This is a genomic window from Massilia sp. YIM B02443 (assembly GCF_030411955.1).
In the GTDB taxonomy this organism is placed as follows: domain Bacteria; phylum Pseudomonadota; class Gammaproteobacteria; order Burkholderiales; family Burkholderiaceae_D; genus Telluria.
This window is the reverse complement of the sequence record NZ_JASNRA010000017.1, coordinates 1-12391: the sequence shown is the minus strand read 5'-3', so window position 1 is coordinate 12391 and position 12391 is coordinate 1. Positions and strand designations below refer to the sequence as shown.

The following is a 12391-nucleotide window of genomic DNA, read 5'->3' as shown; positions in this document are numbered from 1 at the left end:
CAATAAAAGGTGGTAAAGCAGTGGAGCGCAAGGCAATGCCCGTGGGCAATGCCTCAGGAGAAGCAAAACATTATAGGGGAGTGTGCGGCCTAATTGTCACGGCGCCACAGTTGAACGACCAGATTTTTAATGTGGCCGAGCTTGCGGTGGAAGAAATGGTCGGCGCCGGTAATCACGGTCACCGGGATGTCCTGGGGGCGCGCCCACTCGAACACGTCCTGCAGCGGGATGGTGTCGTCCAGCTCGCCGTGGATGAGGATGGTGTCCTGCGGCACCTGCGGCATGGCCCACTTGCCGGCCGCGCTGCCGACCAGCACCAGGCGCTCGGCCGGGCGGTTTTGTTCCACCAGGCGCAGCGCGAACTGGGCCTGCACGAAGGTGCCGAACGAGAAGCCGGTCAGCGTCACCGGCAGGCCGGGATACTGCGTCACCATGTGCTGGTACATGATCGCCATGTCGTCCACCTCGCCGCGGCCCTCGTCGTGCACGCCTTCGGATTCGCCCACGCCGCGGAAGTTGAAGCGCGCCGTCGCGTAGCCGAGCGTGACGAAGGTGCGCGCCAGCGTCTGCGCCACCTTGTTTTCCATGGTGCCTCCGTACAGCGGGTGCGGGTGCGCCACCAGGGCGATGCCGCGCGGGGCGCCTTCGGGCAGGTCGAGCAGGCATTGCATCTTGCCGGCGTGGCCGTCGAGGGTGAACTTGTGCGAATGGATGTTCATCATGTTAGTTGGGATGTCGTGCGGATCAGATCTTGAGGCGTTCGACGACCTTGCCGCCGACCAGGTGGGTATCGATGATGTCGTCGATGTCGTCGTTGTCGACGTAGGTGTACCAGGTGCCTTCCGGGTAGACCACCAGCACCGGGCCTTCCTCGCAGCGGTCGAGGCAGCCGGACTGGTTGACGCGCACCTTGCCTTCGCCGCTCAGGCCGAGTTCCTTGATGCGTTTCTTGGCGTGTTTCTGGGCTTTCTCGGCGCCGCACTTGCCGCAGCTGGGGCGCGCGTCCTTGCCTTCACGCTCGTTCATGCAGAAAAAGACGTGGTATTTATAGAATGATTGCTCGTTCATGTCGGTCTCGTCGAAAGAAGGGCAGTGGTTCACGCGGTGAATGATACGCGCTCTTACTGCCGATTGAGTTTATGCGAGGGCAGCAGCAGGAACCACAGCGCGAAAAATGGCCACATCAGCGACAGGAACTCGGCCGCGCCATTGAAGTTCAGGAATTTCCCCTGCACCCAGCCTTGCAGGGTAGACGAAAAATACGGGTTCACCGGAATCGTGTTCACCACGATCAGGCTCAGTATCAAGGTCACCACCGCCAGCCGGCGCTGCGCCACCTGCGGCGCGAACACCAGGCCCGCCAGCATGATCAGCCCGATCAGGAACCCCCCTTCGGCGCCGGGCGTGACCCAGACCAGGGCGTTATCGGGCCGGAACAGCAGCGAGCTGGCGAAGGCTTTCACCACCAATGCCGACGCCAGCAGGGCCAGCATCAGCCAGAAGCGCGGTGCGCCCCGGCGGACCAAGCACATCAGGGTGAGCGCGGCGCCGGTCATGCCGCAGGCGGTGATGATGGTCTCGGACAGCCAGTACTGCTCGACCGTCATGATGTCGTCGCCGGGACGCAGCATGGCCACCAGGTCGATCTCGGTGTCGAACCAGGACGACAGCCAGCCCGAGATGATGGGCAGCACCTGGCCGTGGCCGAACAGGTAGCTCTGCGGGTAGATCTGGGCCAGCGGCCAGATCGCCACCAGCACCAGGCCCTGGCTGGCGTGCGGCAGGAACCAGCGCCGGCGCAGCTTGAACAAACGGCTGCGGTCGAGCAGGCCGGGCGCCCACAGCGCACCCAGGATCGCGCCGAGCAGGCAGCCGCCGGCATTGGTGATGAAGTCCAGGTTGGACGGCACCCGGGTCGGCAGGAAGTTCTGCACCGCTTCCATGGTGCCGGTGACCAGCACGCCGGCAATGGCCGCCAGCAGCACCGCCCAGATGCCCTTGATGCGCGGGTACAGCGACAGCACGATCAGCATCCCGAACGGGATGTAGCCGGCGATGTTGACGCCGACGTCGAAGCCGGTCCAGTAGCGCTGCTTGACCAGGTTCAGGAAGGCGAACAGCGGCACGCCGTTGTCGCGCCAGCCCGAGAACGGGTACCAGCTGGCGTACACGATCAGCAGCAGGTACGCCAGCAGGGCGGCGCGCGCGATCGGCGAGGCGCGCGAGCGCGCGGCGTCGTCGTCGTGCTCTTCGGTCATCGGCGCAGCAGCGGTTGCGGCTGGGCGGCCGGGACGATCGGCGCCATGCGGCCCTGCAGCGACGCCAGCCAGGCCACGATGTCGGCCGCCACCAGGTCGGCGCCGTCGGCCAGGGCGCGCGCGCCGCCGGCGGCGTCGTTGCCCGGGGCCGGCGCGCTGCGCGTAAAGCTGCGCTGGTCGACCAGGCGGTGTTCAAGGAACACCGAGGCGCGCAGCATCACCTGGCCCGAGCTTTGACTGGCGCCGGCGAAGGCGTGCACGAAGTCGTCGATCTCGATGCGCAGGATCGGCACGCCGCTGGCGGCGTCGGTGGCCGACAGCACCTTCATGCCCGATTGCGCCAGGCGCGCCTTCATGCGCGCGGTGACCAGGTTCAGCGGGGTGGCGCTCCAGCGCGCGCTGGCATAGGTGCGCGCCTGCAGGGCGTCGGCGTAGTTCAGGCGGTAGAACATGCGTTCGGTGTCCAGCGCCGAGGGGCCGGTGGCGTCCATCACCACGATCGCCGGCGGCAGGGCGGCGGCATTCGCGGACGCCTGCGCGGCCGGGACCGGCGGGCCGAAGTCGAACACGGTATTCTGCGCGCGTTCACCGGTGCCGCAGCCGGCCAGCAGGACGGCGACGGCGAGGGCGGCGGGAGCGAACAGGCGGCGGGAGCGGAGATTCACGGTGGTCCTCATTTGGTCGGGGGCACGAAGCCCGGCTCGCCCGGTCCGGGCGCGTCGCCCGGCGCGCCGAACAGGATGCTCTGCGGGCGCTCGGACAGCGAATTGGCGGTGCGCTTGACCGCGCGCAGCGAGGCGCGCGCTTCGTCGGTCATCTGCACCACGTGCGGCAGGGTTTCCAGTTCCAGCTCGCTGGTGGCGGCGCCGAGTGAACCGATGGCCGTGTTCAGGCGCTCGATCGGGCCGTCCGGGGCCTGCAGGCGGATCGCCAGCTGGTCGTAGTTGCGCGTCATCGAGGTGGCGCTGCTGGACAGGGTGTTGAACGAATCCAGGCTGCTGTCTATCTTCGCGGCCAGGCCCGGCAGGCGGTCGATCGTCGGGCCCAGGCGCTCCGGAATCGCGGCGTAGGCTTGCGCCGCCTTGTCGATGTTCTGGACCGCGCCGATGATGGCGGCCTGGTTTTCCGGGCCGACCAGGGTGTTCAGGCGGTCGGTGATCTGCTCGGCCTTTTCCAGGATTGCCAGGCCGCGGTCTTCCAATTGATCCAGCAGGCCCGGACGCAGCGGGATGCGCGGGATGCGGTCGCCGCCATTGGTGGCCAGGCGCGGCGAGCCAGTGCGGTCGTCGTCGAGCTGGATGAAGGCGATGCCGGTCACGCCCTGGTAGCCGAGCGAAGCGAAGGTGGTGGTGGTGATCGGCGAGGCTTCGTCGACCGACAGCTTGATGAGGATCTGGCCGGTGACGCGCGGATCGAACACGATCTCGTCGACGCGCCCGACTTCCAGGCCGCGGTAGCGCACCGTCGCCTGCGGGTTCAGGCCCGGGATCGACTGGGTGGTGACGATCTCGTACGGCAGCAGCTCGGTCTTGTCGCGGTTCAGCCAGAGGCCGACCAGCACCGTGGCCACCAGCAGCGCGATCGTGAACACGCCGGTCATCAGGGCATATGACCTGTTTTCCATCTATCGATTCTCCACTCTGTTCTGTGCGTCGTTGCGGATCTGGTCCGCGCGGGTTTCCGTACGATTGTCATTGGCGTCATCCTGTGCATGGCGTTCTTCCAGCACTTCCAGCGCGCGCAGGCCGCGCGGGCCGAGGAAGAAGTGCTGGATGAACGGATGCTGGACCTGCAGCACGTCGCACGACGGTCCCACCGCCAGCACGTGCTTCTCGGCCAGCACCGCGATGCGCGAGGACAGCGCGAACAGCGTGTCCAGGTCGTGCGTGACCATCACCACCGTCAGGCCCAGTTCGCGGTGCAGGGTCTGGATCAGGGCCACGAAGGCGTCCGACAGATCCGGGTCGAGGCCCGCGGTCGGCTCGTCCAGGAACAATAACTGAGGCTCGAGGGCCAGGGCGCGCGCCAGCGCGGCGCGCTTGACCATGCCGCCCGACAGGTCGGCCGGCATCTTGTTGGCGTGCTCGGGGCCGAGTCCCACCATGTCCATCTTGAGCAGCACGGCGTCGCGGATCACGTCCTCGGGCAGCGCGCGCAGCTCGCGCATCGGCAGCGCGATGTTGTCGAACACGCTCAGCGCCGAATACAGCGCGCCCTGCTGGAACAGCATGCCCCAGTGGTTGCGCATGCGCTGCAGCTGGGTGGGCGAGGCGGCGCTGATGTCTTCGCCGAACACGCGCACGCTGCCCTGCGAGGGGCGCTCGAGGCCCAGCATCTGGCGCAGCAGCACGGTCTTGCCGGTGCCCGAGCCGCCGACGATGGTCAAAATCTCTCCGGCGTAGATGTCCAGGTTCAGGTCCTGGTGCACCACGGTGCGGCCGAACCGGGTCCACAGGTTGCGGATCTCGACCACCGGCGCGCCGACGTCGACGTCCGGGCGCAGGTTCAACTGCTGCTGCCGTCCTTTGCCGGATGCGCTCATGAAGTCAGTCCCGTGCTGCTGAAGATGATGGCGTACACGGCATCGGCCAGGATCACGACCGTGATCGCGGTGACCACCGAGGTGGTGGTGCCGCGGCCCAGGCTTTCGGTGTTCGGCTTGATGCGCAGGCCGAAGTGGCAGGCGATCAGCACGATCAGCACGCCGAAGGTGGCGCCTTTCAGCAGGCCGATGGTGTAGTTCACGAACGGCACCGCGTCCGGCAGCTTTTGCATGAAGTACCGGAACGACATGCCCATCTCGATCTTGGCCGCGACCATGCCGCCCAACAGGGCCATGGCGTCGGTCCACACCACCAGCAGCGGCATCGACACCGCCAGCGCGATCACCTTGGGCAGGATCAGGCGGTAGCCGTGTGACACCCCCATCACCAGCATCGCGTCCAGTTCCTCGGTCACCCGCATCACGCCCAGCTGCGCCGTGATCGAGGAGCCGGAACGCCCGGCCACCAGGATCGCCGCCAGCAGTGGGCCCAGTTCGCGTATCACGGCGATGCCCAGCAGGTCGACCAGGAACACGTCGCCGCCGAACATGCGCAGCTGCTGCGACACCAGGTAGGAGAGCACGATCCCGATCAGGAAGCCCACCAGCGCCGTGATGCCGAGCGCCTGGAAACCGGAGTGATAGATGTTGGCCGAGATCTCGCGCCACGGCCCGAGCGCCGGGCGGCGCAGGAAGCGGCCCAGGTCTTGCACCACGATGCCGATCAGGCCGATGAAGCTGCGCAGGTGTTCGAAGAAGTTGAGGATGCCGGCGCCAAGATTGACCACCCAGTCGAACGGGCTGACCCGGGTGCGCGGCAGCTTGATGCCGCTGGCGCCCTCGATGCGCTTGAACAGGTCTTCCTGGCGCGGGTCGAGTTTCAAACGCTTGGGGCGCTCCTTGTTCCAGGTGTTCCAGAACAGCTGGGCGCCGATGTGGTCCAGGCTTTCGATGCCGGACAGGTCCCACTCGCAGGCGCCCTTGTCCTTGAGACCGGCCAGCTGGCGCGTGATGCCTTTCAAGACGCCGCGCTGCGACAGGCCATGCACCTGCCAGACGCCGCCGGCAATGACCGACGATCCGGAACCGGAGCCGGACTGTTGGATGGTCAATGTTGGCGCATTTTCAATCTGCATTGCGGCAGTGTAAAAGAGAATCGAAACTGCTGCCAGCCGGGCGTCTCTACCGTATCAGGCGGCCAGGTGGCGAACCTGGCGTGTTGGGGCCACGGCTTTGATCGCTTCCGGCGGCGTGTCGGCGAAATGTTTGAGGGTGCTGCGGGCGTGATGGTCGCCCTTGCCGGCATAGTCGCTGGCGACCAGCGCCTCTGCATCAATCCGCGCCATGCCACGCAGCGCCAGCCATTCCACCACCAGCTTGGCCAGGCGGTCGAGCGCGATGCGGTGGGTGGCGTCGGTCCTGGTAAACATCCAGTCCGAGAAGGCCATGAAGTTGTCGAACGGCGTCTCGCCCAGCAGCGTCGGGGTGGTGTGGGCGAAGCGTCCCGAGTTGGCCACCAGGTCCCAGTAGCGTGCGAAGCGCACCAGGCGCTGCATGGTGGCAAAGTCGATCAGGCTTGTCGCCAGCACGGTGTAGGGCGGATACGGGTCGTACACCATGCCGAACGGCTCGGTGTGGCGGATGATCGGCGTGCCGCGCAGGCGCTTGAGGATGCCGAACTGGATCTCTTGCGCGCCCAGGGCCACCAGCTGGTCGAAGCCGCGCGCGAAGCTCTCGACGTCTTCGCCCGGCAGGCCGGCGATCAGGTCGACGTGCAGGTGGGCTTGCGACTCCTGCGTCAGCCAGCGGATGTTGTCGGCCGCCTTTTCGTTGTTCTGGCGCCGGCTGACCAGGGCCTGGACTTTCGGGTTGAAGCTCTGGATGCCGATCTCGAACTGCAGGGCGCCGGCCGGGAACCTGGCGATGGTTTCCTTCAGCGCGTCCGGCAGGTGATCCGGCACCAGCTCGAAGTGGGCATACACCGGGTCATCGGGATGGGCCTCGATCTTATCCAGGAAGAACTGCATGATGCGCAGGCTGGTCTTGACGTTCAGGTTGAAGGTGCGGTCGACGAACTTGAACAGGCGCGCGCCCTTTTGGTACATGGTCTCCATCTCGGCCAGGAAGGCGTCGAGCGGGAACGGCCACGCCGTCTTGTCCAGCGACGACAGGCAGAACTCGCACTTGAACGGGCAGCCGCGCGAGGCTTCCACGTACAGTGTACGGTGGGCGATGTCGTCCTCGCTATATAAAGAGTAGGGCAGGTCGATGTCTTCCATCGGCGGCTGCACGCCGGCGTGCACCTTCATCAGCGGCTTGGGGCCGTTCAGGATCTCGCCGCACAGCCTGGGGAAGGTGACGTCGCCCCAGCCGGTGACCACATAGTCGGCCAGCCGCACGATCTCCTGTTCATTCGTCTCGTGCGAGACTTCCGGGCCGCCCAGCACAATGGTCAGTTTGGGCGCAACGCGCTTGAGCATCGCCACCAGGCGCGTGGTCTCTTCCACGTTCCAGATATACACGCCAAAAGCCACGATGCGCGGGCCGTGCGCCAGGATGCGCTCGACCAGGTCGGTGGTCTTGGCGCCGATGACGAATTCCTGGATCCTGGTTTGCTCTTGCAGCGGGCCCATATTGGCCAGCAGGTAGCGCAGGCCGAGCGAGGCGTGCGTGTAGCGGGCATTGAGCGTGGAGAGCAGGATGGTCATGACGGCGGCGTGTTTGGACGAAACGGGCATTTTACGCGCTGGCGCCGTCGAAAGCGCTGGTGGTTTGCCAACTTACTTGGTAGAATGCACGCCGGAATTCAGGGCAGCTGTTGCCGACGCTTTAGCCAGCGCAGGGACAGCCACCCAGCAAGTCAAGCCTGATGACCATAGCAAGTCGGTACCACCCCTTCCCATCCCGAACAGGACCGTGAAACGACATTGCGACGATGATAGTGCTGCAACCAGTGTGAAAGTAGTTTATCGTCAGGCTAGTTATTGGAGAAAGCCCACCAGGTGTCTGGTGGGCTTTTTTGCTTTCCGGGCCATCCACGGGCGATGTTTCAAGGGTAAAGTACGTAACATTATTTTATTGTTCCGTACCGATGATGCGGCGCCGCCGCGGAAAGGCCCTCATGCAGCGCTGCACCAAGCCCGTCCCGTTCCGTCTCCTCGTCGCGGCAGCACTTGCCGTGTCCTTGTCTGCCTGCGATTGGGGCGACGATGACGATACAGCGCCGCCGCCGGCTACCGCCTCCCGCATCCAGGTCGACGTGGCGCGCACCACGCACGGCGTGCCGCACGTGCGCGCCAATGACTTCCGCAGCCTGGGCTACGGCCTGGCCTACGCCTACGCGCAGGACAACGTCTGCATGTTCGCCGACTCGCTGCTCACCGTGCGCGGCGAGCGTTCCGCCTTCTTCGGCGGCGAAGCGCGGCCGCAACGCCGCAGCGGCGACGACTACGGCGCCGCCAGCGGCTTCATGGACCTCAAGAACGAGGACAGCGATTTCTTCTTCAAGGGCTATCTCGACCTCGAGCAGCTGCGCGCCGGCTACGCCGCCGGTGGCGCCGAGCCGCGCGAGCTGCTCGACGGCTTCGTCGAAGGCTACAACCGTTACCTGAAGGACTACGCCAACAAGCTGCCGGCCGCCTGCGCGGGAGCGAAGTGGGTGCGGCCGATGACGTTCGACGACATGATGCTGGTGATCGCCGAGAAGGCGCTGCACGCGTCCGGCCAGGTGTTCGCGAAAGACTTCGTGGCCGCCGGCCGCGCACCGGGCGCCGCCACGCTGGCCAAAACGTCGGCGCGCAAGCTGGATCCGAGCACGCTGGTGGCGCAGCTCGACGCCCTGAACCGCCAGGGCTTCGGCAGCAATGCGCTGGCCGTCGGGCGCGAGCTGTCGGCCAACGGCCGCGGCCTGTTGCTCGGCAATCCGCACTATCCATGGACCACCACCGACCGCTTCTACCAGGCGCACCTGACGGTGCCGGGCCGCTACGACGCGATGGGTGTGATCATCGGCGGCGTGCCGGCGGTCGTCATCGGCTTCAACCGCGACGTGGCGTGGAGCCACACGGTGACCACGGCGTACCACTTCACCACCTTCCGCCTGGCCCTCGATGCCGGCGACGCCAGCGGCACCACCTATCTGTATGACGGCGAGCGCATCAAGATGACGTCGAAGAGCGTCGAGGTCGAGGTGCTGCAGGCCGACGGCACGCTGGCCAGGCGCAGCAAGACCTTCTGGTTCAGCCGCCAGGGCGCAGTGATCGTGCGGCCGGAAGCCGGCATGACCTGGACGGCCAATGCCGCCTACGCGCTGGCCGACCCCAACCGCAACAACACCCGCCTGCTCGCGCAGTGGCTGGGCATCGGCACCGCCACCAGCACAGCGGCGCTCAAGGCCTCGCTCGACCGGGTGGTCGGCCTGCCGTGGGTGAACACGCTGGCGGCCGACCGCGACGGCAACGCGCTGTTCGCCGACGCCAGCGTGGTGCCGCATATGAATGCCGACAAATTCGTCAACGGTTGCCTGCTGCTGCAGGCGGCGCTGCTGTTCGACGGCTCGCGCAGCAGTTGCGGCTGGGGCCAGGATGCCGGCGCGCCGAGCGGGATCTATTCGCCGGCCAACGCGCCGTGGATGGCGCGCCTTGATTACGTCGGCAATTCGAACGACAGCTACTGGCTGACCAATCCGCGCCAGCTGCTGGTCGGCCCGGCGCCGCTCGGCTTCTCGCCGCTGTACGGCCGCGTGGGCGTGGAGCAGAGTCTGCGCACGCGCATCGGCTTCCGCCAGGTGGAAGACCTGCTGGCCCAGCGCGGGCCCAATGGCAAGCTGACGCTGGCCGACATGCAGGCGCTGGCGTTCTCGAACCGCGTGTACGCGGCCGAGCTGGTGCTGCCGCAGCTGTTGCCGGCCTGCGAGACCAGTGGCGACGCCGTGCTGCGCCAGGCCTGCAGCGTGCTGGCGAACTGGGACCGGCGCGCCGACATCGACAGTCGCGGCGCGGTGCTGTTCCGCGAATTCTGGAGCACGGCGTCGGCGCTGCCGAACAAATGGGCGGTGCCGTTCGACCCGCGCGATCCGGTCAACACGCCGAACGGCGTCGCCCCAAGCGCGATCCCGGCCATGCTGACGGCGCTGCGCAATGCCGCGCTGGCGCTGCAGGCGCTGGGCGTGCCGTTCGACGGCCGCCTGGGCGACTACCAGGTCGAGCCGCGCAACGGCGTGCGCATCCCGCTGCACGGCGGGAACGGCAACCAGGAAGGCACTTATGGTTCGCTCACCATGAGAAGCGGCCTGACTTCCAGCGGTTACGTCGGCGCGCACTGGGGCCAGAGCTACATCCAGACCGTGACCTTCGACGAGCAGGGGCCGGTGGCGCAGGGCATGCTGACCTATGGCCAGTCGACCGATCCGGCCTCGCCCTGGTATGCCGACCAGACCCGGGTCTATTCGCGCAAGGAGTGGCCGCTGCTGCCGTTCACCCAGGAGCGGATCAAGGCCGATCCGAACTACACCTCCATCACGCTGCGCGAATAGGGTCCGCGATACCGTCCAGTGCTGCCAGCGCATCCGCCGGCAGCGCCAGGTCGGCAGCAGCCAGGTTCTCGCGCAGGTGCGTCACCGACGAGGTGCCCGGGATCAGCAGCAGGTTCGGCGCGCGCTGCAACAGCCAGGCCAGCGCCACCTGCATCGGCGTCGCCTCCAGTTGCGCCGCGACGGTGGACAGCGCATCCGACTGCAGCGGCGTGAAGCCGCCGAGCGGGAAGAACGGCACGTAAGGAATGCCTTGTTCGGCCAGGCTGTCGATCAACGCATCGTCGCCGCGGTGCGCCAGGTTGTACTGGTTCTGCACGCAGGCGATCGGCACGATGCGTTGCGCGTCCGCGACCTGGCGCGGCGTCACGTTGCTCAGGCCAATGTGGCGGATCAGGCCGCGCTGGCGCAGCCCGGCCAGGGTCGTCAGCGCTTCCTCCAATGAACCTTCGGCCGGCCCGTGCACGTCGAACATGGCGCGCAGGTTGACCACGTCCAGCACGTCCAGGCCCAGGTTGCGCAGGTTGTCGTGCACCGCCTGTTCCAGTTCGGTCTTCGAGAACGCCGGCAGCCAGCTGGCATCGGCGCCACGGCGCGCGCCGATCTTGGTGACGATCAGCAGGTCGTCGCGGTACGGGTGCAGCGCTTCACGAATGAGTTGATTGGTGACGTGCGGGCCGTAGAAGTCCGAGGTGTCGATGTGGTTCACGCCCAGCGCGACCGCCTCGCGCAGCACGGCGCGCGCAGCGTCCGGGTCGCGCGGCGGGCCGAACACGCCGGGGCCGGCCAACTGCATTGCGCCGTAGCCGAGTCGGGCGACGCTGCGGCCGCCGAATGAATAGGTGCCTGCCTGTGCTGCCTTGGCGATCGTGGTCATGATGTGCTCCTGTGCGTGATGGGGTGGTTGGAGTCATCACGATACGGCCGCGTCACATGTGTGACAATCCGTCGTAGTCCACACGGGTTGTGCGAAAAAACGAACAATGAGGCTGGCATGAAAGTAGAGCTGGGAGATCTGTCCGCATTCGTGGCGGTGGCACGCGCCGGCGGCTTCCGCGAGGCGGCGCGGGCGCTGGATGCCAGTGCGTCCGGCCTGAGCGAAGCGGTGCGGCGGCTGGAAACGCGGCTGGGTGTGCGCCTGCTGAACCGCACCACGCGCAGCGTGGCGCCGACCGAGGCGGGGCAAAGCCTGCTGGCGCGGCTCGACCCGGTGCTGAGCGAAATCGACGCCGCGCTGGACGTGGTCAACGGTTTCCGCGACCGCCCGACCGGCACACTGCGCCTGAACGTCCCGCTCAGTGCGGCGCGCCTGGTGCTGCCGAAGATCGTGCCGCGTTTTCTGCAGGCGTATCCCGAGATCCGGCTCGAGGTGGTGGCCGACGAAAGCTTCGTCGACGTGCTGGCGGCCGGCTGCGACGCCGGCATCCGCTACGAGGAAAAGCTGGAGCAGGACATGATCGCGGTGCCGATCGGTCCGCGCAGGCAGCGCATGGCTGCCGCCGCCTCGCCTGCGTGGCTGGCGCGGCATGGCGCGCCGGCGCATCCGCGCGACCTGGCTCCCGGAGACTGCATCCGCGCCCGTTTCAGCAGCGGCGCCATGATCCAGTGGGTGTTCGAGCGCAATGGCGAAACCATGACCATCGACCCCAACGGCCAGCTGCTGGTGCAGGTGGGCGGCGCGATCGACCTGGCGCTCGACGCGGCGGTGGCGGGGCTGGGCGTGGTGTACCTGTTCGAGGACTGGCTGGCGCCGTATGTCGCACGCGGTGAACTGCAGCCGGTGCTGGAAGAGTGGTGGCCGCGCTTTTCCGGTCCCTACCTGTATTACCCGGGACGGCGGCTGGTGCCGGCGCCGCTACGGGCATTTGTCGATTTCATTCGGACCGATGCAGGCATGGACGGCGGCGCGGAAAAAAAGTCGTAAAAAAGCTGTTGACGAGCGGCTGAGCGAACGGCATAATCTCGTTCCTCTGCTGCTGACGAACAAAACGATTCGAAGCAGACGGCAGGTGAAGCAGTGCCGAATTCTGATCTTTAAAAATTAACAGTCGATAAGTGTGG

Annotated in this window: 11 protein-coding genes and 1 rRNA gene; 3 read left to right on the top strand and 9 right to left on the bottom strand. The window is 66.6% G+C overall.

Annotation, left to right across the window (positions count from 1 at the left end; all coding sequences use genetic code 11):
• Positions 1-89: 89 nt before the first annotated feature.
• From QPK27_RS17350 to QPK27_RS17315, 8 genes are read right to left on the bottom strand one after another with little or no spacing between them, the layout of a single operon-like run.
• Positions 90-719: an alpha/beta hydrolase gene (locus tag QPK27_RS17350; RefSeq protein WP_290419593.1), complete on the bottom strand. Its 630-nt coding sequence runs from the start codon at positions 717-719 to the stop codon at positions 90-92.
• 25 nt (positions 720-744) lie between these two features.
• Positions 745-1068 (bottom strand): ferredoxin, encoded by a 324-nt coding sequence (locus tag QPK27_RS17345; RefSeq protein WP_290419503.1) that lies wholly within the window; start codon positions 1066-1068, stop codon positions 745-747.
• A 53-nt stretch (positions 1069-1121) separates the two neighbouring features.
• Complete coding sequence (locus tag QPK27_RS17340; RefSeq protein ID WP_290419502.1) at positions 1122-2258, bottom strand: VanZ family protein; 1137 nt, start codon at positions 2256-2258, stop codon at positions 1122-1124.
• Positions 2255-2923, bottom strand: coding sequence for an ABC-type transport auxiliary lipoprotein family protein (locus QPK27_RS17335; RefSeq protein WP_374047086.1), 669 nt, complete (start codon positions 2921-2923; stop codon positions 2255-2257). Before QPK27_RS17335 ends, QPK27_RS17340 begins: the two co-directional genes overlap by 4 nt.
• 8 nt (positions 2924-2931) lie before the next feature.
• Positions 2932-3882 carry an MlaD family protein gene (locus QPK27_RS17330; protein ID WP_290419500.1) on the bottom strand — a complete coding sequence of 317 codons (951 nt, stop codon included), beginning with the start codon at positions 3880-3882 and terminating at the stop codon, positions 2932-2934.
• Positions 3883-4800 carry an ABC transporter ATP-binding protein gene (locus QPK27_RS17325; RefSeq protein WP_290419499.1) on the bottom strand — a complete coding sequence of 306 codons (918 nt, stop codon included), beginning with the start codon at positions 4798-4800 and terminating at the stop codon, positions 3883-3885. It lies immediately after the preceding gene.
• The gene (locus tag QPK27_RS17320; RefSeq protein ID WP_290419498.1) at positions 4797-5936 is read right to left on the bottom strand and encodes an ABC transporter permease; all 1140 of its coding nucleotides are present in this window, start codon (positions 5934-5936) and stop codon (positions 4797-4799) included. The genes QPK27_RS17325 and QPK27_RS17320 overlap by 4 nt, the downstream gene beginning before the upstream one ends.
• A gap of 54 nt (positions 5937-5990) precedes the next feature.
• A complete protein-coding gene (locus tag QPK27_RS17315; RefSeq protein ID WP_290419497.1) occupies positions 5991-7508 on the bottom strand; it encodes a B12-binding domain-containing radical SAM protein in 1518 nt (505 codons plus the stop codon).
• Positions 7509-7665: 157 nt separating this feature from the next.
• Here QPK27_RS17315 and rrf point away from each other — a divergent pair.
• Positions 7666-7778: ribosomal RNA gene (rrf, locus tag QPK27_RS17310) — 5S ribosomal RNA — on the top strand.
• Positions 7779-7978: 200 nt separating this feature from the next.
• A complete protein-coding gene (locus QPK27_RS17305) occupies positions 7979-10333 on the top strand; it encodes a penicillin acylase family protein (RefSeq protein ID WP_290419496.1) in 2355 nt (784 codons plus the stop codon).
• Here the strand turns inward: QPK27_RS17305 and QPK27_RS17300 are convergent.
• Positions 10317-11207: an aldo/keto reductase family oxidoreductase gene (locus tag QPK27_RS17300; RefSeq protein WP_308633530.1), complete on the bottom strand. Its 891-nt coding sequence runs from the start codon at positions 11205-11207 to the stop codon at positions 10317-10319. The genes QPK27_RS17305 and QPK27_RS17300 overlap by 17 nt on opposite strands.
• A 117-nt stretch (positions 11208-11324) precedes the next feature.
• Between QPK27_RS17300 and QPK27_RS17295 the strand changes: the two genes are divergently transcribed.
• Positions 11325-12254, top strand: a complete 930-nt coding sequence (locus QPK27_RS17295) for a LysR family transcriptional regulator (protein WP_290419495.1) — start codon at positions 11325-11327, stop codon at positions 12252-12254.
• The last annotated feature ends 137 nt before the right edge of the window (positions 12255-12391 follow it).